The organism is Ruminiclostridium cellobioparum DSM 1351 = ATCC 15832 (assembly GCF_000621505.1).
In the GTDB taxonomy this organism is placed as follows: Bacteria; Bacillota; Clostridia; order Acetivibrionales; family DSM-1351; genus Ruminiclostridium; species Ruminiclostridium cellobioparum.
In genome coordinates this window covers 188,275-209,481 of the sequence record NZ_KK211291.1, presented here as the reverse complement: position 1 = coordinate 209,481, position 21,207 = coordinate 188,275, and the positions used below count along the sequence as shown (strand labels likewise).

The window sequence follows — 21,207 nt, the reverse complement described above, 5'->3', positions numbered from 1 at the left end:
GTGGCTATTACCTGTCTTCCGCTTGCATCGGTCTTCAACGCCCTGTTGTCGGTGCCGTCATTACCATAGACTACTATATTGTCCTGGGTGTTTGATAAATTCCTTATATCCAGATCTGTTGCTGTCACTTCAATCGAGGTTCCCACATCGGTGGTGATAATCTGTCTGCCGCTGGTATCAAGCTTTAAGGTTCGTACTGTTGTCCCGTCAAAACCGTATTGCAACGATTTCAGGTTATCTGGAGTGTCCTGGAATACTGGTATTCCCGCCAAAAAAATCAACTCCTTTACAGTTTTATGTTAACATAATATGCCAAAGTCAATACCAGGGTGACAAAATCTGCAAGGAGTCGGCCTGTCTGAAATCAGGTGATCCGTTTCTTATAAAACTCCATATTCCGGCCTGCCAGCTTCTCCTCCCATATCATTTGCAGCAGGGCCAGTTCCTCGGAATAGTCGCTTTTTTCTTCGTCTTTTTCATCATATTGCAGTTGTTCCAATATTTCAATTTCGAAGCTGCCTGCACCGTATTCATTCCATTCCTTTTGCAGCTCCTTATTGGGATGCCTGCCTCCGTCCAGCCTCACATATGCACCGTTCATTACGCCTCTGAGATCCGGTGTGGATTGTATATAACACTTGTTGTTCACCTTTGACCGTATGATAAATACGCCCATCGGATGCTTTGCCTGCATGTATTGCTGCTGGAGCTCTTTTTTTCTGGCCTTATCCATATTAATAACCCATCTCCTTTAAAATTCTTGAAAGGGAACACAGCCGTTCGCCAATCATCTCATCATCATCACTCAAAGCCTGACTGAACAGCTTGATATCCTCGTCGATCCTTTCATTTTCAGTACAAACAGACACCGTCATGGCATCTCCCTGCATGCCCACCCTGTCAACTACCGGCTTTTCCGGATCATAGAGCTTTGGATATCTATAGGAGTCCTCCCTGAAGTAAAGTTTGGTCCTTGCTACCAGAATGGCCAGGTCCAGAACGCGGTGCAAAGGGAGTTCCTCCGACTGCCTGGACCATTTTTCCCCGGTATATCTCCATACCTTTGCTGAAATATCAACCTTTCCCCGGTCATTCCATTGAGCCAGACCAAGCGAAAGACCTTTTGCATCGGTTTTATAGGCATATCTTCCATCCACATTTTCATAGTTTTCAGACACTATTACAGGCTTATGTTTTAAAGTTGTAGGTATTTTCATAACATCTCCCATTCCAAGGGTGAATCAGTTCATTCAAACTTAACCCCTTATCATAATATTTTTATTTCCCTGCTCAATCCTCTTACTAGTTTAGTAATTTAGTAAATTACTATCTATATAATAAATCATTTGTTCTTTATAGTCAACAGATTGAAAATATAACCAAAAACTATTCTGCTTGAACCATATCATTTATGATGTTATAATAAAAACAATTTGATACTGTTGGTTTTCGGTTGGGCAAAATGTTTTTGCTTTCAAGATGACTAAAGGCTTCTGGGGTGGGAAGTCCGTTTTATAACGGGCTTTCCACCCTTTTTTGCTGGAAAAATCTGAATTTGGGAGGTGTAGTTATGGACAATATGAAAAGGTACTTATTTTTTATTTTAGGATACCTGGCAATTGCATTAATAATAATTTTCATAGTTGCAAATGTTATGAAATAGAAGTTCTTGTTATGCAATAATCATATACACAAATGAACTGTTTGGAAATACTTTTCGGAGGTCGGTTAATTGATTACAGGATTAATTATAGTATTGGTACTTATTTTGGTACTGCCCTTTGCTTTTCGGAAGATTGAGCATAACCTTGAATATTTTCTTCTGGTTATGGGGCTGTCGGCAGCAATTATATCAGGATCACTATCACTGGAACTGGCAGAACATATATTTATGAATTATCTTTTATATTTCATAACTGTCGCCGTACTCATAGCAGGCTTGATATTCAGGATCTCAGTAAAAAAAATAAATGAATTTGTAATTTTTGCCACAACCAGAATACCTTTACCACTATTCATTTTTTTATTGATACTTGTTTTAGGTTTATTATCAAGCTTTATTACCGCTATCATTGCCGCATTGATTCTGGTGGAAATTGTTCATGCCCTGCCTGTGAAACATGGCCGTAAGGTACTTCTGACCATTGTAGCCTGTTTTTCAATAGGCCTGGGGGCTGCCTTAACCCCCATAGGCGAACCTCTGTCAACAATTGTGGTCTCGGCATTAAAGGCCGATTTCTTCTACCTTACCCGGAATATAGGAATATATGTGATACCCGGAGTAATAGCCCTGGCACTTTTGGGAGCTTTTATTGCCGGACGGAAAGAAGCGGCTTCCGCAGTCAATGAAGAAGATGTAACCATTGGTATTGAAGAGGAGAATTTAGTTCAGGCTGAGAGTCTTAAAGATGTTTTTGTCCGGGCCCTTAAAATATTTCTGTTCGTAATTGCACTGGAGCTGCTGGGTTCAGGCTTTAAGCCCCTTATAAACACATATATCATACAGCTTGACAGCCGTATTCTATACTGGATCAATATGTCTTCGGCCGTCCTGGATAACGCCACCATGGCTGCGGCAGAAATAAGTCCGGCCATGAGCCTCAAGCAGATACAGGCAATCCTGATGGGACTTCTTTTAAGCGGCGGCATGCTGATACCCGGAAACATTCCAAACATCATTTCAGCAGGCAAGCTTGGCATAAAGAGCAGGGAATGGGCTAAAACAGGACTTCCCATTGGATTATCCCTGCTTATCATCTATTTCGGGATAATCTTTCTGATATAAACCCCGAGGATCAACAGCAGTCCGATATCATACTCCTGTTTTCCTCTCAATTATACAGATCGGCGGCAAGCCTCCTTATCTCAGCAGGATCGGTTATTTCATACCCACTGGCCAGCTTTCTGATAACCCCTTTGCCGCAAAGGCTGTTAAGAGCCCTGTGCAAATGCCTGTAGCTGGTCCCAAGGAGCTCGGACAGCTCGGACAGGTTTTCATTAAAGGTTAACAGCCTTGAACCGTTTTTGCCTGAAACCTCGCTTGCCGCCAGGATGTAGCTTGCCAATCTGTTTTCAAGGGAATAAAGTAAATTTATGGCACTGTTTTTTGCACACCTGTTAAGCTTTTGCCCCAGAGAGCTGCAAATAAACCTCAGAAATTTGGAATCGTTCAAAAGGTGGATTGTCACATTTTCCCTGGATATGCCAATGCAGTAGCTGTCTTCAATTGCCTGGACATTGGTGGTGGCGGTTATGCCTTCAAAAATTTCAATATCCCCAAGCACCCTTGATTCGGGATAAAAACACAGCAGCAGGGACTTTCCGTTGCTGACCGTAGTAAAAACCTTGGCTTTGCCCTCTACTATAAAAAGCAGATATTCAATGGGCTCCCCCTCCTTGAACATATATTCATTTTTTCTATAGAAAAGGAGCTCCATGTGAGATTTCATATCTTTGGTAAAAACCTCATCAATATGATATTTGTTTATATACCTGTCAATCAAAAGCTTATCGGATATCTTTCTCATAACCCTTCATCCTTTTAAAAACAAAAATATTAAAATCTACATATTTACTATGACATATGTCATACCAATATTCAACCTGGGCATGTTAAATTTAGTGTGTATTTAAATAAAATGCGGTGATGGATTTGTCACATTTGTAATCCGTCATCAAATAGAATAAGCCCTGGGAGGTTCAGAAGTTAAAATGTATAATTCGGTTTCTTTATTTATCGGTGTACTGATTTCAGTGATGATAATGATTAACGGAACCCTGTCGGCTGCTTCGGGCAACTATACTGCGGTGGTTATCATTCATCTGGTGGGGCTGCTTGGAATAATTATTGCAATGCTGCCTGGTAAGGCTTTCCGCTTTAAACTGAAAGGGATACCGTTATATTTATATAGCGCGGGAACCATTGGAATATTTACGGTTTTATTCAACAATATGGGTTACGCGGCCCTCGGGGTCTCTTTGCCGCTGGCCCTGGGTTTGTTCGGTCAGCTGTTGGCCTCTCTTGTAATAGACCATTTCGGATTGTTCCAGATGAAAAAAATAAGGTTTGAAAAAAAGAAATTCATGGGTTTGGCAATAATTTTTGCAGGCATCCTTGTTATGGCATTTTTATAAATGGAGGTACATCAATGTTTTATATGGTCATTTCGGTCCTGGCAGGCGTGTCCATTGTGGTGGCAAGAATTATCAATGCTGCCCTGGCTTCAAGGATCGGCACTTTACAAAGTACTTTTTTCAATTACATTACGGGCCTGACCTTTTCATTTGTGTTCCTGCTCATCAGCAGGGAGGCTGTAAACTTACAGCCGGCCAAATTCGGTACAATACCCGTATGGGCCTGTACCGGAGGACTATTAGGGGTTATAGTGATTATTTTGTCAAATTTCACCACTCCGAGAGTCCCCGCCTTTTATTTAACCCTTCTGATCTTTATCGGCCAGCTTTTTGCCGGTATATTAATAGATTATTTTATAAGCGGCGATATTTCGGCCGGCAAGATCATTGGAGGAATTTTAGTGCTGGCCGGCTTAACCTATAATCTGCTGTTGGATAGAAAGCGGGGAGACTGAGATGGTCACTTAGTATCTTCCGAAGCTTCCGCTTCCAACAGTTCCAATATTTTCACGGTGCAGCGCTTTCCGCCGCAGGGGCCGCTTCCCGCTCCTGTGGCCGCCTGTACCTCCCTCAGGGTTTTTGCTCCTGCTTTTATCGTTTTTTTGATGGCAGCTCTCGGGATTGCTTTACAAATACAAACCTTGGTAATCTTATCAAGAATTTCGGTATTTAAATTTTGATCCATCTTTCCCCTCCGTATGGTTGACCGAAACGCCAACAAATGAAATAATGCCAATATCAGTTACTGATAGTTTTGTTTATATTACACATATTATTCAATATGGGAATTGAATACAATACCTGTTTAAATTTACCCGTTGCAGTAAAAATATTAATCCTGGGAGGAACTCATGCTGCTATATGCTGTAATTGCCATCAATCTTGCGCTGGTTTTTTATTCAATTGGCGTGTGGAGTGAAAAGCTCCAGGGAACCCTGAAAAAATGGCACCTTGTAATATTCTGGACAGGACTGGCCTTTGACACCCTGGGGACAAGCCTTATGAGTGAATTGGCCCAGGGCGGCTTCAAATTTAATTTTCACGGAATAACCGGACTTCTGGCTATAATTTTGATGCTGGTGCACGCCCTGTGGGCAACCTATGTTCTGATCAGAAATGACGAACGGGCAAAGTCAAGCTTTCACAAATTCAGTATTTTCGTCTGGGTCATATGGCTGATACCTTTCATATCAGGTGCCATACTTGGAATGGCAGGCTGATCCGGCAGTATCGGCTGACAGGAAACAGAAAAATAAAAAACCGGATCCAGCTATTAAATGTCCGGTCCGGTTCCCTATTTTTGAAAAAATTATTTGTTGTTATTGCTTTGCAGCGGCATTTAATTCCTTCATCAATTCTTCCACATTAATACCGTGTGCAAGAGCTCCCTGTTCTATATTTTCAAATCGTGCAGCCATGCATCCAAAGCAGTGCATGCCGTGATTTAATAATACGTCGGCAGTTTCGGGGTATTTTTCTACTATGTCGGTTATTGACCAGTCCTTTGTTATCATTTCTTCACCTCCTTCACAGGTTTGCTATAATAAATATTAGTTTTAACAATATAAAGGATATTATATCTCTAAACATTTTTTCTAAAATTAGATACCCACAGAAAGCATTGCCCAATCACAAATTTATTATTTAATTTTTAAAATTTATAATTGATGGTCACCGGTGAATTTAAGACCCATTTCAAATGCCTTTTTGCAGTCCTCGGGGAAAACCTCCTGTCTTCTCTTTGCCTTTGCCGCCTGGTCCATCCCGGAGGTTTCATATTTTGAGTAATCCTCAAACTGGTAAGTGTCAGTAACATAAAGTGTTTCACATTGGCCCAAAATCCTGTTTAATGCATTTTCTGCCACTTTCAGATGTGATTCGTAAAGTAATTTCAAACGTTCTTCGTCAACATTCATTGTATATATCAGCCCTGCAGGAACTTTTTTCCTGCGCAGACTTGTATACCCTTTATCATACTGCATGTACTGGAACATCAATCTTTCAAGGAAAGACCTGAACATGCCGGTAGTTGAACCGTAATAAATAGGGGAACCAAGAAAGACGGCATCCGCTTCCTCGATTTTAGACAGGATGGGCTTTAAATCATCCTCCAGCGCACAGCTGCCAAAGCTTTTTCCTCCCTTCAACTTACAGGCAAAACAGCTGATGCACCCCTTGTAATTGTAATCATAAAGATTTATGAGCTCAGTCTCCGCTCCTCCGGCTTTTGCGCCATCAAGGGCATTTTTAAGTATAGTAGCCGTATTCCAGCTTTTTCTGGGGCTTCCGTTGATAGCTATTACTTTCATAAAAAACTCCTTTACTCTTTATTTATATATAACTTATATATAATTTACGACATCCGGATTTCTTTCGGGAGCCGGCTGAACCCGTTTATGGGCCTTATAGCCAAAAGACACGCCGTAATACGGTTCATAGCCCTGGGGTATGCCAAGTTTCGCCACCTCATCCCCATTGGCAAAATAAAACCTCATCAGACCAAGCCAAACCGAACCGATATCCATACTCTCAGCTGCAATCAGCATATTTTCAATGGCTGCGGCACAATCTACCCTCCATGCCATTGCATCCTGTCTTGCAGATACTATGATAAGAGTGGGAGCATCGTAAGTTACTTTAAAATCAGGCTTTGATCCCATCTTTTTAATCCAGTCGGAGTCGGATTTACACATCTCTTCCCTGACATAGCTGTTTATCCTGTCAAGAAGTTCGGTATTCTGAATAACTGTAAAATGCCAGGGCTGCTGGTTATGTGCCGTTGGGGCATATATTCCAGCCTCGATTATTTTCTCCAAACTTTCCTGACTGATTTGCTCAGGTTTATATTTTCTTACACTTCTCCTGCTCTTTATAATTTCCAGGACATCCCTCATAAAAGCTTCTCCTAGCTTTGCATTTTGCATAATTTGTATAAACATGGTTTACAATCTGCCGGTAAATAACTATACTTTATAAAAGTACATAATTTTGACCGGCATGTTAAAAATATATGATATACATTGTTCGATAGTTCAACAATCATTGAACTATTCCAATATATCATATTGTATGTTATAATTCAATAGAATTATGTATAAAATCGACAAATCGGCTGCCCGAGACAGCGTTCGAAGGGAGGTAGAATATTGAGAGAATTATTTCACCCAAATATAGATCAGATATGCTTATCAACTGTTTTAAATGCTTTAGGAGATCCAATTCGCCTTCAGATAATTAAAAACCTTGCACACAAAAATGAAACCACCTGCGGCTACTGCAATATTGATCTTCCCAAATCCGCCCTGTCACACCATTTTAAAGTTCTCAGGGAATCAGGGCTTATTAATGTGCGGATAGAAGGTAAACAGAGGTTTCTGTCAATAAGATATACCGAACTGGAACAAAAGTTTCCGGGGCTGCTGGACTCGGTAATAAAAAGCATGTAGTACAATATTCTGCATATTGTGCTAGTACCGGGCAACCGCCGCATTCCCCCAAGACGTATGCTTTGGTCCGCAACAGCGTACAGCAAAACAGTTATGGTATTCATTCACTTCCCTACCCGCCATAAGGCCGGTAAAGGAGGTTAATTGTCCATCATTATTACTATGGTCCGGATAATTTCCTGTTTCATAATCCCGTAGTTCATAAACTCATGTTTATGGTAAACAATTTCATGACAAAAATTTTCTATCAGCCCCATTGCTATGTGAACTTTTTCCTGGGCATTGGTGGGCGTAATGCCGCGCTGTGACATGAGCTCCACGATAGTGCCGGTCGTTGTCATCTCAAATTCATAGAAGTATGCCCTGACATCCTCATCGGTATGGGACATGGCCAGCATTTCCTCATGGGCTTCCTTTGACAGGGTATGGGAATTCACAAAAATATCAATTAACTGATCAAGTGTAGCCGTCAGGTCAAGAGGCTCCTTTAATTCCTGAAGGTTCTTATAAAGCTGGCCGGTCATTCCCTCGGCATAAAATCTCACTGCCGCAATAAAAATATCTTTTTTGTCCTGGAAATAATTGTATACGATTCCAGTCGAAACCCCTGCCTCCTTTGCAATCTCAGCGGTATTTGTATTATAATAACCCTTCTCGCAAAAAAGCTTAAAGCCGGCTTCTACGATCTTTTTCTTTTTTTCAATGGAACGCTTTTGTTTTGGTTCCCTGATATCGGAACTGCCCATGCTTGTCTTTCATCTCCGTTTCATCAAATCATACACTTAATTATATTTTATAAAAATCTGTTATGCAACTTCTAAACCTGAAATTAGTTTCACATTTCATTATTTATATATTCCAGTCCATATACAAAACCTGAAATAAATTTCATATTTTATTGACTTGTAAATCCTAAAATAATATACTAAATATGAAATATATTTCAGGTTTATTTAAATATTAATTAAAATACATACTTTATTACATTTGTTGATTAGCTTTTAGGGGGTATTATGAATTCACTTGTTCAATTTAAAAATGTTGTTAAAGAATATGACATGGGCTCAAAGAAACTGCTTGCCGCAGATAATGTGACCTTTTCCATCAATGAAGGGGAGTTTGTTGTAATACTTGGACCCAGCGGGGCGGGTAAATCGACTGTGTTGAATCTTTTGGGAGGAATGGATTTTGCCACCTCGGGAGAAATAATTATCAACGGCCGGAATATTGCCGGATTTGACGAAAGGCAGCTAACAAACTACCGTGCCGAAAACGTGGGCTTCGTATTTCAGTTTTACAACCTCATACCTACTTTGACAGCACTTGAAAATGTATCACTTATAAGACATGTGGTAAAATCGCCGCTGGACGCCTCAGAGGTTTTAACCTCCGTCGGGCTGGAGGAACACCTGAGAAAATTTCCTACACAGCTTTCGGGCGGCGAGCAGCAGAGAGTGTCCATAGCCAGAGCCGTCTGCAAAAACCCTACCATGCTGCTGTGCGACGAACCCACCGGTGCCCTGGACAGCGAAACAGGCATCGTCATATTGTCCCTGCTCCAGAAGATGAGCCGGGAGCGGAACAAAACCGTTATCATAGTGACGCATAATGCGGCTCTGGCCCAGGCAGCCGACAGGGTGATCCGGCTGAAAAACGGCAAAGTGAGGGATATTACGGTAAATGAAGCTCCCCTTGCTGTAAGTGAGGTGAACTGGTGATGCTGATCAAAAAAATGCTGAGAGACATGAAGCACAACAAGACCCAGTTTATCTCCATATTCCTGATGGCCTTTCTCGGAGTTTTCATTTACGCCGGTGTAGGCGGAGAATGGTACGGTTTGCAGCAAACCTCCAACAAATATTATCAGGACACCAATCTTGCAGATGTATGGATTTACGGTAATAATTTTTCAGAGGAGGAGGTTGAAGCCGTCTCAAAGGTGGACGGAGTATCACAGGTACAGAGGCGGCTGTCTCTGGAAGCCGTGGCCGTTCTTGACAACAGTCCCTCCGTAACGCTGCACTTTATTGAAAAAAATAACATATCAAAAACCTATAGAGTCACCGGCGAGGATTTCTCGGCCCAAAAGGACGGAATATGGCTGGACGACCAGTTTGCAGGAGCCAGACACCTGAAGACAGGTGATACTGTTACTGTTACGGCTTTTGGCGTAAAGCTTGAGAAAAAAATACTGGGGACGGTACTCAGCCCGGAATATGTATATTCCACAGGAGGCAATGACATTGTCCCCAACCACGCAAACTACGGTTTTGCATATCTGCCGGTCTCAGCCTTTCCGAAACAAATGAAAATGGTCTATACCGAACTTCTGATCACCACCGGTAAAACTCCCGATGCTTTACTGGAGGACAGAATAAACTCCGCTCTCAACGGACATTACAGTGTATACCTGGACAGGGACAACTTCGGGAGCTGTTCCATGTTCTATAATGAAATACAGCAGCACAAGGCAATGGGTTCGGTATTTCCGGTAGTGTTCCTTGCAATAGCCCTCCTCACCATCCTGACAACCATGACCAGAATGGTAAATAACCAGAGGACACAGATAGGTACCCTGAAAGCTCTTGGTTTCCAGAAGAGGACTATTCTCTTGCACTATATTTCCTACGGCTTCTGGCTTTCCCTTGCAGGGGCGGTAACAGGTGCCATAATGGGGCCTCTGACCCTTCCCAGGCTTTTTTACGGTACGATGCAGATCACTTATACCCTTCCCGAATGGAAGCCCTCCATGTCTCCCCTGTTTTTTACAATGGCCCTGGTCACAGTACTGCTCTGCACTCTGACAACGTATTGGGCCTGCCGCAGTAATTTAAGGGATACCCCTTCCCAGACGCTCAGGCCCAAAGCACCGAAGGCCATGAAACAGGGAGCTTATGAAAATACTGCCTTCTGGGCCGGACTGGGCTTTAATGCCCAGTGGAATCTCAGAGATATCCTCAGAAGCAAGCTCCGCTCAATCATGGCTGTGGTTGGCGTCCTGGGCTGCACCGCCCTCATGGTATGCGCCTTCGGCCTGCAGGACACCCTGTCTGACGTCGTTCACTGGCAGTACAGTGACCTGTACCGCTTTTCCACCAAGCTCTCCCTCTCAGAGGGCATATCCGAAGGCACTGCGGCCTCCGTCCTGAAGGAAACCGGCGGTCAGGCGCTTATGGAAGGATCAGTTGAAGTAAAGGCAAACGGTATAAAGAAGTCCGGGGAAATTATGGTGACAGACCGGGTTTCCCTTATCAAATACACCGACGCCGGACGGAAATTTATGGAATTGCCTTCAGACAGGATATCAATAAGTTATAAAATGTCGGAGCTGCTGGGAGTAAAAGCAGGAGACAGGGTATCCTGGCACATTTACGGTCAGGAAAAATGGGTCACCGGTGAAATAGGAGCGGTTTACCGTTCTCCAGTATCCCAGGGAATCACTCTGACCAGAGAGCTGTTGGAGAAATCGGGGTTTGCTTTTACCCCCACTGCCGTAATAACAGGCCGGAATGTGGGCACCCTTCCGGAGGGTGTCGAAAGCAAATGGTCAAAGAGCGATCTGACCAAAAGCTATGAAACTATGGCAAAAGCCATGAATATCATGGTGTATATTCTCATCACCGGAGCAGTTTTATTGGCCGTGGTAGTGCTTTACAACCTGGGGGTCCTGTCTTTTACAGAGAGGTTGAGAGAGCTTGCCACACTGAAAGTTATCGGCTTTCAGTCCAAAAAGATCCGTCACCTGCTTTTGACCCAGAATATCTGGCTTACGGTAACAGGTATTGTTCCGGGGTTTTTCCTGGGAAAATGGCTTATACTCCTAATGCTTTCATTTATGGGCGACAGCTTCGACATGATGTGCATAATAACCGGATTTAATATTATTACAAGTACAATAATTACATTTGTACTCTCTGTATTGGTCAGCTTTGTGTTTTCCGGAAAAATAAAGCGGATTGATATGGTCAGCTCACTTAAGGGTGTTGAATAACCTTACTTTTTACATTTATTAAACACTGATACGCTGTGCCAGATGGTTATACCCGCAAATATGACAACTGTAATAATCATCGTTGCCCAGAACCAGTTGTGTATTACCTGTGAAACCGGCATCTTCATCATATCCGCAATTTTACTGAAGAAATCCCGGTTAAACAGCTGCCTGTCATTAAACATCACAATTACCAGGAAGCTGCCTGCAATACCTTGAACCGTCTCAGCCACAGCCAGCGGAACAGTCCATCTTCTCTGAACGAACTTCCAGACGGCCACACACAACTGTACCAGAGCCAGCAGTAAAACCGCGGGGATATATACATGGAGCCTGTCTGTGTTGAACAGCGGGATAGCTTCCGTTTTAGCCGGGTCATTGATGTATACCGCAATGAGCTGGGGCTTTAAATACAGCAAGGCGGTAAAAAGTATGGTAAAGAACATTGCTACAATAATTTCACCCCTGGATATTACAGCTTTTTTTGAGACCGGAGCGGTTGGCAGCTCATCAAGCGACCACTTCTTTTTGGCAAAGGGCAGTTCGTTTTGGCTGACTCCGCTTCTCTCCATTATTGCAAACACGACAGTAACCCATAAAGCGGCCTGCAAACCTCCTGAGAGAGCTGCCTCAATCGAATCGGTAAATAATTTCTTCCATAACTCCACCTGGTCAAAGTCAACCGTTCCCTTAAACACCCAGTCCAGTACCGTAATCCACAGAACTACAGCCACCACAATACTCACAACGGTCTTGAGCACTGAAAAATAGCTGTCGTAAAGTGCAGGGCCAATCAGGTATCTCTTGGTGGGATTGTATTCCTGTGCCAGCCTTGCAGGATTCCCTAACCTTTCCAGAACCTCTCTTATCTCACTCTCCGCTGCATTTTCGGGCAGCATATCTTCGATATTGGACCTGAGTTCCTCTGCAACATCGTAGCGTATATCTTCCGGCAGCTTTTCGGTAACAGCCAATATATACCTTTCTATAAGACTCATAACTCATCCTCCTTTAACAAAACCTCAAGCTGTTGAGACAAAGTTCTCCACTCTTTTTTTAATTTTTCATAAACTTCTTTTCCCATATCACTTATCACATAAAATTTTCTGGGACGGCTTTCGCTTGTATCCCATTGGCTTGACAAAAGATTTTGTTTCTCCAGCCTCCTCAGCAGGGGGTAAAGAGTACCTGCTTCAACAGGAGTATTCTTTTCCTCCAGCTTCTGGGCCAGAGAATAACCGTATTCGGGGTTATTGAGCTGGCTTAAGACCGACAGCACCAGCGTACCTCTTTTCAGTTCTATGATAAGCGAGTTTATCAATTCATCCATACTTTCCATGTGATCACCTCACTATCAGTATACTGTACGTCATACACTATTGTCAATATCATAATATTATTTTTTTTGATATGATGTGTTATATATTCTATTAAAATATTTTAACTCAAATACTCATATACACTGGTAAAAAATAAGGGGGGCAGCTGATTTCCCAGCTGCCCCCCTTATTTTTTATATATGATATCCCACAATATCCCATAACAACTGCCTATCTGGCTGCCTGTTTTCTTTTTTGGAGCAATATTGCTGTTCCGCCCAGAACTACTGCCACTGCCGCAGAACCAAGTGTTACGATAAGTGCAGTGTTTGTTTCGGCCGGTTCATTTACTGCACCGGCTGTTGTATACAGTTCCGCTTCATTCGGTGCAGCGGCATTCTTATATGCCACAGCGTCACCGGCTGCGTCCCGGGCCGCCTCATTTTTTACCTCGCTGCCAACATTCCCTGCCGCATAAGGCTCGGTGCTCATTCCGGAGGCGCCTGCCGAATTTCCCTGTACTGCCTGGTCGGGTGCAGCCTGGGGCATTTCCATTGCAGCTATCATCTGTCCCTCTACAACCTTTACCCCGTCCCTGCCGAATATGCCATAGAGGTATTGAGCATTGTCATTGTTCATAGGCATTATGCCTATTTCCACATAACTCTCGAAAGGAGCGGTGTAGGTTACGGTTATCCCTTTTTTCTCTATTTCTTTTATGTGCTCTTTAAATAAGTAGGTATCTATTTCTTTCTGCTTTTTCAATATGTCCTCACTTATGATTACAGGACTGGATACCGGCTGATCCGGATCGACCGAAATCATGGTCGTTCCCACGCTGCCTCCTCCATCCGCAGCTCCTGGCTGACCTCCAGCCTTTACTGCCGCATTTGCGGCTGCCGCTGAAAATAAGGATAAACACATACTTAATACAAATACCTTTGCAAATTTTGATCTTATCATAACTATCCCTCCGTAATTTCTACAATTTTGAATTTAACATTATGCATTAGTCCAAGTGTCCGACTATTTCCAACCCTCGCTATCTCATAGACTTTGCCAGGTTTACTGCCACTTCTTCACTGATTTGTCCCTTTACCGAATAATGGCATTCATTCCTGAACCAATGAAGCTCTGTGCGCTGCTGTTCCGTTGGCCCTTCGGTTTTAATTTTCTCAGTTTTTACATATCCCGGAATACCATTTATATCAACAGTTTTAAAACCCGGGTAATCATTCCTTGTCTTTATTTTTTCCTCTGTGACCAGGAACGAAGCATTATCTGATGAGTATTTGAATACTACCCTATCCGCTTTTTGCCGTTCTGTTTCCACCCCGGCTATGGAATTAAGCACAAAACCCTCCGGGGTATAGCCGGGTATCAGCAGGTTGTCTCCAAAGGCTTTCCTGGCCTCTTCGGCCGATTCATACCCGACCTGCTCCCCTGCCTGGGCCGATTTTAAAACGTCCCCCGCGTTAACCTGGGGCTGTTTCTCCTCCCCCGGTGCGGCTTCCATCACAAAAGAAACTTCCGAACTTCTTTCCGGCACTGTGCTGCTGCTCCAGGGAAACCGGCCCATAGCTGCCATTGTTGCTATAAGGAGGACAACACAGGCTGCCGGAGCCAAAACACCCATAACCGGCTTATAATTTTTTCTTTTGCATCTCTTGAGAGTTTTCTCCTTAAGTTCCGGAGTCATGACAATATCCTTCATGATCCGGTCTGAAATACTTCTAAAGTCCTTAATATCATCCACCTGACACAATACCTCCTCCCAATTTGCCTTTTAAGATTTCCCGTCCTCTGTGAAGCCGGCTTCTAACGGTCCCCTCTGCTATTTTTAAGATTTTACTTATCTCTGCCGTATCAAAATCATGATAATAATAAAGTAGAATTACCTCCTTATAGTTTTGGGGAAGGGAGGTTACCTCAGCAAACAGACGTCTGTTTTCATCTTCCTTGATAATTTTGCCTTCTACGTCGGACAAACCATTTTGTGCTCCTATTTTGTCAGTAAGCAAAACTCTTTTAATCCAGGAACTTCTCAATATATCCTTGCAGACATTGATTGTAATTCTTATAATCCAGGTTTTTTCACTGCTGTCGCCCCTGAAGCTGCCGTATTTTTTGTAAATCTTGCAGAATACCTCCTGAAAGGCGTCCTCAGCTTTTTGCAAGTCCTTCAGATACATGTACGAAGTTCTGAGTACATCGTTTCCGAAGCTGTTCATCAATCTTTCGATTTCCGCATCAATATCCGGTTTACCCTGATCCATGCCATTGTCCTTTGGTACCGAAAGGAAATACATGTACTGCCTCCTTCCTTGGTAGCTTTCACTTATTAGACGCACCATACCTTTTGTCCGCTCCGGATACCGGAATATTTTTTAAGAAAAATACCTGCCGGACAAAAAAGACCCGGTCATAACTTTTGAATTATGCACGGGTCTTATACAAAAAACAGTATACTTTTACTTTTCTATGTGTTCCAGTGGTTTATTCTGCAATATTTTTTCAACTTGTACTGGTTAATTTATTTTACAGCGTACCAGGGAATAATTTGTTACAGTATAGTAATCTTTTGTGAGGAAAACTTTTCCGGCAATTTATTCCCTGTCATCTTTATTCTCATCCTTCCCGTCATGCTCCTTTTGCTTCTTCCTTTCTATATCTTCGGTCAATTCCTTCGAAAACTCGGTAGATAGACGTGTTTTCAGCTCTTTCTCTTCATGGGCTTCAATAAACAGCCCGTTTCGGCGCCGGACAAAAACTATTTTTACGGATATATATATCAGGACATAGGATACAATCATTATAATTCCTGCTATCAGTCCGGAGGCCTGCCCCGGGATAAACGGCATACTGAAAATAATGACTATGAGACTTATGAGTGCAATCCACGAAGTCGCAGGATATCCCGGCATCTGACACTTGCCGTCCGGCGGGCAGCCCTGCCTTTTCCGCAGCCTTATATGCGTTGCCATGATAACTGCATAGGTAAACAGAAGAGCAAAACCGCCCGAGCTCACAAGAAACAAATACACTCTTGGAAGCAGCATACCCACACCCAGCCCGGCAAGCATGGCAAAGCCTGAAAACAGGATTCCGCGGTATGGGACATCTCTTTCATCCTTGAGCCAGCCGGGCGCATGCCCCTCCTTTGCCAGGGAACGCATCATCCGCCCCAGGCCGAACATTGCAGCCAGCATTGTAGAGAGTATTGCCGTTATCAAAACAAAATTGATGGCGGTTCCGGCCCAGCCCATCCCCCACCTGTTCAGCGCCGCCACCATGGGGCTGACATTCTCATTCAGTGCTGCCGTAGGTACAAGAGGGAGCAGCACTGCAACTGAAACAATATAAAATACAACCAGACTTATGACTGTATAACTGATTGCTTTTGGAACTGTTTTTCTTGGATTGTCGGCCTCAGAGGCGGCCAGACCGATGATTTCAAAACCCGCATACGAAAATATCACTATAAGCATGCTTCCGGCTATTCCCCGTATTCCGCCCGGCATCAACGGCTCCCTGGTTATTTCTCCCGCTCCGATGGAGGCTGTTCCGGGAATCAGGCCTGCAATCAATAATAATGCAAGGAGTATAAATGCCGCTATTGCAAAAATTTTTACGGCTGCAAGTCCGCTTTCCAATTTGCTGAGCTTATCGGCTCCCAGCATGTTAAGCAGTGTGACCCCGATTATTATGCTGCTGCCAAGGATTGAAATCGATACATTGGGCACCCATTCGCGAATGAGAATTGATACTGCTGTGGCCTCGCTGGACATGGCAAGCACCATCCCCGTCCAATACACCCATCCCACCGTAAAACCGGCGGCCGGGCCGAAAGCCTGGGCGGCAAAGGTCCTGAAGGAACCTGAATCAGGGTTGGCCACAGTCAGCTCGGAAAAAGCAAACAATATGATATAGACCAAAGCCCCGCCCAAAATATAAGATATGATGATAGACGGCCCTGCGGCTTCAATTGCTACAGATGAACCAAGAAAAAAAGAACCTCCTATAACCGTTCCCAGCGCCATCATAGTGAGATGCAGGGGTGACAGCCCTTTTTTTGTCTTTTCCATAATTTTTCTCCGTTTTCACCGCAAAGGCGGTATTGAAATAATAGTATAAAAATATTATTCCTAAAATCATGAAAAAGATTCTAGTGGTCTGCAGCATCTAAAACGTCACCGGCTGTTGTGCTGTTCCATTATCATTCCTGAAATCCTTCCATAATTGAGAGTCTCAATCCTGGATGCCGGAATGTTGGCTCTGATGATTCCGTTGCTGCTTTTCTTCAGATATGTATAAATTATATGGGCTTCATCGATTTCTTCCTGGCTCAAGGTGCTTTCAAGCCCCTTGTGATTCTTAAAGCAGGCCGCCGAGAGTTTTTTCAGCTTTTCCTCCAGTACCGCAGTACTGCACTCCGCCAGGAGGATTACCTCTTTCTGCAGCAGCCGGTTTCCTTTGATGAAAAACAGTTTAACAGCATTATCCCCATATTTCTCGGCAGCGATAATGTTTCTCCCATATGCCGAAATCTTTATTATCTTTTGTTTGTACAATACGTGTCTGATGCCTTTCAGCTGCTCTCTGCAGGCTGCGGCCTTTTCAAACTCAAGCCTTTCTGCAGCAGTCAGCATTTTTGATTTCAAAAGTCTTACCGGCTCCTGGTCCTTTCCCTGAAGCAGGCTGACAATTTTCCCGATCTGTCGGGCGTACTGTTCCTGTACATCCTTTCCGGTACAGGGGCCGGAGCAGGTTCCAAGCTGCAGGTTAAGGCAGCCTGACGGAGTGTTTCTGACCGACCTGCCGTTGCATTTCCGTATTCCGAAGTGGTCCTTTAAAAAAAGCACTGCATTTTCAACTGAGCTCTGACTGGTAAAGGGTCCAAAATACAAAGCTCCATCCCCTTTCTTCCCTGTCACGATTTCAGGAATGGGATATGCCTTGCTTATGTCAAGCTTTATGTATTTATAATTCAGATAGTTCTTTAACAGTTTGTTATAGGGAGGCCTCAGCTCCTTGATGGTTTTGCACTCCAGAAGAAAGGCCTCAAGCTCGGTGTCAACGGTAATATACTCGAAATTATCTATCTGCTGGATCATCTCTGCTATTCTCTGTGAATGGCTTTTACTGTTCTGAAAATATTGAGAAACCCTGGCTTTCAGATTCTTTGCCTTGCCCACGTAAATTACCATGCCCTGTGAATTTTTCATCAGGTAAATACCCGGTTGTTTCGGAAGTGTTTTTACAGCTTCTTTCAGCTCCATAATTTTTCCTTGTAAAAATCAGATTTTGAACCTTAACAGCTTTATTATATCATACTGAATAACTGTATTTGATACTGTTAATCAAACATGCTATAATCAATTTACCAAAGTCAATTACGTTTTAAAGTCTTCGCCTTCCAGGCGAATTAAGCTTTCAACCGGTAGTAATTGACCTTAGGAAAAAATAATTTTCAAAAAGTATACTTTGAGCTTAAGGAGCTTAATATGATAGGCACAGAGCAAATTACCATTCCCCGGTATTTAAAAATAGCGGTCGATATTTCGGCCCGCATAGCGTCAGGTGACATACAGCAGGGAGAGAAGCTGAAAGGCAGGTCTGTTTTATCGACCGAATACAATGTGTCGCCTGAAACCATAAGAAGAGCCATGTCCATACTGTCCGACAAAAAAGTTGTTGAAATAGCTCTGGGCAGCGGTATAGTGGTGTCCTCCAAAGAGAACGCCATACAATTCCTGAAAAATTTCAAGGATGATGAAAGTGTTGCGGAACTGAGAATGAAATTGTCTCAGATGCTTGACAGGCGCAGGTCCATGGATGAGGAAATCTCCTCCCTTACAAAACAAATCATAGACCTGTACAAATACAAGCGGTCAGATTTGATAACCCCTGTAGAAATCCCGCTTCCAAGCAGCTCTCCCGTTATCGGCAAAAGTATCGGTGCACTGGAAGTCTGGCATAATACCGGAGCGACCATAATAGGCGTTATCCAGGAAAAAAGCATTATCATATCACCCGGCCCCTATTATGAATTTGTTCAAAGCGATAAGATTCTGATAGTTGGCGATGAAAATGTAATAGAACGATTTAATGCCTTTATAAATGGGATCAACTGAAAATATTTAAATAACCAAACAGTGAAAACATCCCATTATTTCCGGGCTGCTTTTCACAGGCAATGCAGACGCTCCAGCGGCTTCCGGCATTGTCTTTTTTATTTTCCCTTTTTATAAAACTTGACAGATGGCCGGCATTAGAATAAAATAGCGAGTGACAACTTAATTATATTGATAAGTTGTCTGTAACAAATTTACAATCAAATATTCTTTATAAGGTATCATCACTTAAAATAACACGGATAAAAACTAATTTAATATTCACTTTTTACTTAATGATTTAAACCGGAAAACTTGAATTGGAACAGATTTTATGGTCAAAGCAACAACCTCCAACTTGTACTGGAATTGTCGGGCATCTTATTTGTATATTATGTATAGTAATAGTGTTTATAACTTTGTCAAAAGGAGGACCTTATGGTTAATTTAATAAATGTATTAAAAAAATACAGCAATAATACAGTAGTAAATTCCATAAATCTTGAAATACAGGATGGGCAATTTGTCGTTCTCATCGGCACATCGGGATGCGGTAAAACCACTACCTTAAAAATGATCAACAGGCTTATAGAACCCACATCGGGGCAGATATTTGTAAACGGCAGCAACATAGAAGAAATGAATCCGGTGGAGCTAAGAAGGAATATAGGTTATGTAATTCAACAAATCGGCCTGTTTCCCAATATGACCATCCTTGATAATGTGGAAGTCGTACCCAAACTGCTTAAGTGGCCGAAGGAAAAAAGCCGCAAGCGGGCACTTGAATTAATGGAGATGGTCGACCTCAAGCCCGAAATTTATGCCGGCAAATACCCCTCTCAGCTGTCGGGCGGGCAGCAGCAAAGGATCGGTGTACTCCGGGCACTTGCGGCCGAACCCTCCCTGATTTTAATGGATGAACCCTTTGGTGCACTTGACCCCATCACAAGGGATAGCTTGCAGGATGAAGTAAAAAAGCTTCATAAAACCCTTAATAAAACTTTTGTTTTTGTGACCCATGATATGTCGGAAGCGGTAAAAATGGCTGATGTGATAGTCTTTATGGACAAGGGGAATATCGTTCAGGTGGCTCCCCCCGAAGAGATTTTGAAAAATCCTGCAAACGACTTTGTCAGGAGCTTTATCGGAATGCACAATGTACCCGAAAACAGTGAAATGACAGTAATGGAAATCATGAAAACCAATCCTGTCACTGTCACTAAAAACAAGCGCACCCTGGAATGCGTTTCCCTGATGAACAGCAAGGGTATCGACAGTCTGATTGTGACCGACCAAAATGGGATTTACGAAGGTGTTCTGACGGCAGAAGCCATCGTCAAGTGCGGAAAAGCGGGAGATACGGTGGAAAGACTGGTAGATGCCGGTGTCGGTACGGTTTTATATTCCGACAGTGCCAAAGACGCCTTTGATACACTTCTGGGCACCAAATCGGGCTATCTTGTTGTAGTTGATAATTCCAACAAAGTAATAGGCATTGTCACACGTTCCGGAATGATAAAATCCATGGCCCGGGCTTTATGGGGAGGCGATGGCAGATGAGTTTTGCAGAATACCTAAGGCAGAATGGCAATGATGTATTGGAGGCACTGAAGATGCACGTACAGCTGTCCTCCCTGTCCATCCTGATAGCTGTTTTAATTGCAATACCAACAGGTATTATTCTCACAAGGCATGACAGAGCGGCAAAGGCGGTACTCGCAGTCGCCGGCATCATTCAGACCATTCCGGGCCTTGTAATGCTGGGTATGGGACTCATGTTATTCGGGCTGGGGAGCAAGCCGGCGGTCATTGTTCTGGTGGCCTATGCCATACTCCCTATTATTCAGAATACTTATACCGGAATCAAGGAGATCGACATTCTGTATATAGAAGCGGCACGGGGCATAGGCATGTCACAAAGCCAGATCCTTTTCAAGGTCGAGATACCTCTGGGCTTGCCTGCCATAGTGGCCGGAATCCGGCTTTCGGTTGTATATATCATCAGTTGGGCCACACTGGCCGCACTGATCGGTGCAGGAGGTCTTGGAGATCTCATCTGGACCGGTCTGTCCAGTTATGACACAAATATGATACTTGCAGGAGCAATTCCGGCATCAATTTTATCAATCATAGCAGGCCTTGTTATAGATCTGATTCACAGGGCGGTAACTCCAAAGCCTATGAGAATAAAGGGGGATGCTTAG

General features: G+C 43.2%; 25 protein-coding genes, 1 pseudogene and 1 other annotated feature. Of the genes and pseudogenes, 10 read left to right on the top strand and 16 right to left on the bottom strand.

The features are described 5' to 3' along the window. From T344_RS0122870 to T344_RS0122860, 3 genes and pseudogenes are all read right to left on the bottom strand, one after another. Window positions 1-272 (bottom strand): annotated as a pseudogene (locus T344_RS0122870) (hypothetical protein); the annotation flags it as partial. Between the two features lie 92 nt (window positions 273-364). Beyond that, complete coding sequence (locus T344_RS0122865) at window positions 365-733, bottom strand: GIY-YIG nuclease family protein (RefSeq protein WP_027630631.1); 369 nt, start codon at window positions 731-733, stop codon at window positions 365-367. 1 nt (window position 734) lies between these two features. Beyond that, window positions 735-1,217 carry a DUF6530 family protein gene (locus tag T344_RS0122860; protein ID WP_027630630.1) on the bottom strand — a complete coding sequence of 161 codons (483 nt, stop codon included), beginning with the start codon at window positions 1,215-1,217 and terminating at the stop codon, window positions 735-737. A gap of 234 nt (window positions 1,218-1,451) precedes the next feature. Continuing rightward, window positions 1,452-1,508 (top strand) — a sequence feature (sodium ion sensor (DUF1646 type); this cis-regulatory element may regulate processes involved in with the transportation of sodium ions). A gap of 224 nt (window positions 1,509-1,732) precedes the next feature. On the opposite strand from T344_RS0122860, the gene T344_RS0122850 reads away from it, so the two are divergent. Further along, entirely contained in the window at window positions 1,733-2,785 is a 1,053-nt protein-coding gene (locus T344_RS0122850) for an SLC13 family permease (protein WP_027630629.1), read from the top strand. Between the two features lie 46 nt (window positions 2,786-2,831). On the opposite strand, the gene T344_RS0122845 is transcribed toward T344_RS0122850, so the two are convergent. Further along, entirely contained in the window at window positions 2,832-3,527 is a 696-nt protein-coding gene (locus T344_RS0122845) for a cyclic nucleotide-binding domain-containing protein (RefSeq protein WP_027630628.1), read from the bottom strand. A gap of 184 nt (window positions 3,528-3,711) precedes the next feature. Here T344_RS0122845 and T344_RS0122840 point away from each other — a divergent pair, with 184 nt between their 5' ends. Continuing rightward, window positions 3,712-4,134, top strand: coding sequence for a DMT family transporter (locus tag T344_RS0122840; RefSeq protein WP_027630627.1), 423 nt, complete (start codon window positions 3,712-3,714; stop codon window positions 4,132-4,134). Window positions 4,135-4,148: 14 nt separating this feature from the next. Then, entirely contained in the window at window positions 4,149-4,589 is a 441-nt protein-coding gene (locus tag T344_RS0122835) for a DMT family transporter (protein ID WP_027630626.1), read from the top strand. Window positions 4,590-4,594: 5 nt separating this feature from the next. Here T344_RS0122835 and T344_RS0122830 read toward each other — a convergent pair whose 3' ends face one another. Continuing rightward, the gene (locus T344_RS0122830) at window positions 4,595-4,819 is read right to left on the bottom strand and encodes a (2Fe-2S)-binding protein (protein WP_027630625.1); all 225 of its coding nucleotides are present in this window, start codon (window positions 4,817-4,819) and stop codon (window positions 4,595-4,597) included. A 166-nt stretch (window positions 4,820-4,985) separates the two neighbouring features. Between T344_RS0122830 and T344_RS0122825 the strand changes: the two genes are divergently transcribed. Then, window positions 4,986-5,354, top strand: coding sequence for an HsmA family protein (locus T344_RS0122825; RefSeq protein ID WP_027630624.1), 369 nt, complete (start codon window positions 4,986-4,988; stop codon window positions 5,352-5,354). A gap of 99 nt (window positions 5,355-5,453) precedes the next feature. On the opposite strand, the gene T344_RS0122820 is transcribed toward T344_RS0122825, so the two are convergent. From T344_RS0122820 to T344_RS0122810, 3 genes are all read right to left on the bottom strand, one after another. After that, window positions 5,454-5,648: a DUF1858 domain-containing protein gene (locus T344_RS0122820; protein WP_004630634.1), complete on the bottom strand. Its 195-nt coding sequence runs from the start codon at window positions 5,646-5,648 to the stop codon at window positions 5,454-5,456. A 144-nt stretch (window positions 5,649-5,792) separates the two neighbouring features. Next, window positions 5,793-6,443 (bottom strand): flavodoxin family protein, encoded by a 651-nt coding sequence (locus T344_RS0122815; RefSeq protein WP_027630623.1) that lies wholly within the window; start codon window positions 6,441-6,443, stop codon window positions 5,793-5,795. Window positions 6,444-6,476: 33 nt separating this feature from the next. Continuing rightward, a complete protein-coding gene (locus tag T344_RS0122810) occupies window positions 6,477-7,028 on the bottom strand; it encodes a nitroreductase family protein (RefSeq protein WP_027630622.1) in 552 nt (183 codons plus the stop codon). A gap of 252 nt (window positions 7,029-7,280) precedes the next feature. Between T344_RS0122810 and T344_RS0122805 the strand changes: the two genes are divergently transcribed. Further along, window positions 7,281-7,580 (top strand): ArsR/SmtB family transcription factor, encoded by a 300-nt coding sequence (locus T344_RS0122805; RefSeq protein WP_004630600.1) that lies wholly within the window; start codon window positions 7,281-7,283, stop codon window positions 7,578-7,580. Between the two features lie 140 nt (window positions 7,581-7,720). Here T344_RS0122805 and T344_RS0122800 read toward each other — a convergent pair whose 3' ends face one another. Then, window positions 7,721-8,326: a TetR/AcrR family transcriptional regulator gene (locus T344_RS0122800; RefSeq protein WP_027630621.1), complete on the bottom strand. Its 606-nt coding sequence runs from the start codon at window positions 8,324-8,326 to the stop codon at window positions 7,721-7,723. 267 nt (window positions 8,327-8,593) lie between these two features. On the opposite strand from T344_RS0122800, the gene T344_RS0122795 reads away from it, so the two are divergent. Together T344_RS0122795 and T344_RS0122790 are read left to right on the top strand one after the other, a co-directional pair. After that, window positions 8,594-9,298 (top strand): ABC transporter ATP-binding protein, encoded by a 705-nt coding sequence (locus T344_RS0122795; protein WP_027630620.1) that lies wholly within the window; start codon window positions 8,594-8,596, stop codon window positions 9,296-9,298. Next, window positions 9,298-11,571: an ABC transporter permease gene (locus tag T344_RS0122790; RefSeq protein WP_027630619.1), complete on the top strand. Its 2,274-nt coding sequence runs from the start codon at window positions 9,298-9,300 to the stop codon at window positions 11,569-11,571. Before T344_RS0122795 ends, T344_RS0122790 begins: the two co-directional genes overlap by 1 nt. 2 nt (window positions 11,572-11,573) lie before the next feature. On the opposite strand, the gene T344_RS0122785 is transcribed toward T344_RS0122790, so the two are convergent. The 7 genes from T344_RS0122785 to T344_RS29105 all read right to left on the bottom strand — a co-directional run bounded on the left by T344_RS0122785 (window position 11,574) and on the right by T344_RS29105 (window position 18,169). Continuing rightward, window positions 11,574-12,569 carry an HAAS signaling domain-containing protein gene (locus tag T344_RS0122785; protein ID WP_027630618.1) on the bottom strand — a complete coding sequence of 332 codons (996 nt, stop codon included), beginning with the start codon at window positions 12,567-12,569 and terminating at the stop codon, window positions 11,574-11,576. Then, window positions 12,566-12,910, bottom strand: coding sequence for a PadR family transcriptional regulator (locus T344_RS0122780; protein WP_034862831.1), 345 nt, complete (start codon window positions 12,908-12,910; stop codon window positions 12,566-12,568). The genes T344_RS0122785 and T344_RS0122780 overlap by 4 nt, the downstream gene beginning before the upstream one ends. A gap of 211 nt (window positions 12,911-13,121) precedes the next feature. Then, window positions 13,122-13,853 (bottom strand): hypothetical protein, encoded by a 732-nt coding sequence (locus T344_RS30070; RefSeq protein ID WP_027630616.1) that lies wholly within the window; start codon window positions 13,851-13,853, stop codon window positions 13,122-13,124. A gap of 79 nt (window positions 13,854-13,932) precedes the next feature. Then, complete coding sequence (locus T344_RS0122770; protein ID WP_027630615.1) at window positions 13,933-14,646, bottom strand: DUF4367 domain-containing protein; 714 nt, start codon at window positions 14,644-14,646, stop codon at window positions 13,933-13,935. After that, entirely contained in the window at window positions 14,639-15,199 is a 561-nt protein-coding gene (locus tag T344_RS0122765; protein ID WP_207641869.1) for a sigma-70 family RNA polymerase sigma factor, read from the bottom strand. Before T344_RS0122765 ends, T344_RS0122770 begins: the two co-directional genes overlap by 8 nt. 297 nt (window positions 15,200-15,496) lie before the next feature. Then, a complete protein-coding gene (locus T344_RS0122760; protein WP_034862827.1) occupies window positions 15,497-16,975 on the bottom strand; it encodes an amino acid permease in 1,479 nt (492 codons plus the stop codon). Window positions 16,976-17,080: 105 nt separating this feature from the next. Beyond that, complete coding sequence (locus tag T344_RS29105) at window positions 17,081-18,169, bottom strand: GIY-YIG nuclease family protein (RefSeq protein WP_051572191.1); 1,089 nt, start codon at window positions 18,167-18,169, stop codon at window positions 17,081-17,083. Between the two features lie 225 nt (window positions 18,170-18,394). Between T344_RS29105 and T344_RS0122750 the strand changes: the two genes are divergently transcribed. The 3 genes from T344_RS0122750 to T344_RS0122740 all read left to right on the top strand — a co-directional run bounded on the left by T344_RS0122750 (window position 18,395) and on the right by T344_RS0122740 (window position 21,207). Then, window positions 18,395-19,024: a GntR family transcriptional regulator gene (locus T344_RS0122750; protein ID WP_027630612.1), complete on the top strand. Its 630-nt coding sequence runs from the start codon at window positions 18,395-18,397 to the stop codon at window positions 19,022-19,024. A gap of 417 nt (window positions 19,025-19,441) precedes the next feature. Further along, window positions 19,442-20,563, top strand: coding sequence for an ABC transporter ATP-binding protein (locus tag T344_RS0122745; protein ID WP_027630611.1), 1,122 nt, complete (start codon window positions 19,442-19,444; stop codon window positions 20,561-20,563). Then, entirely contained in the window at window positions 20,560-21,207 is a 648-nt protein-coding gene (locus tag T344_RS0122740; RefSeq protein WP_027630610.1) for an ABC transporter permease, read from the top strand. The genes T344_RS0122745 and T344_RS0122740 overlap by 4 nt, the downstream gene beginning before the upstream one ends.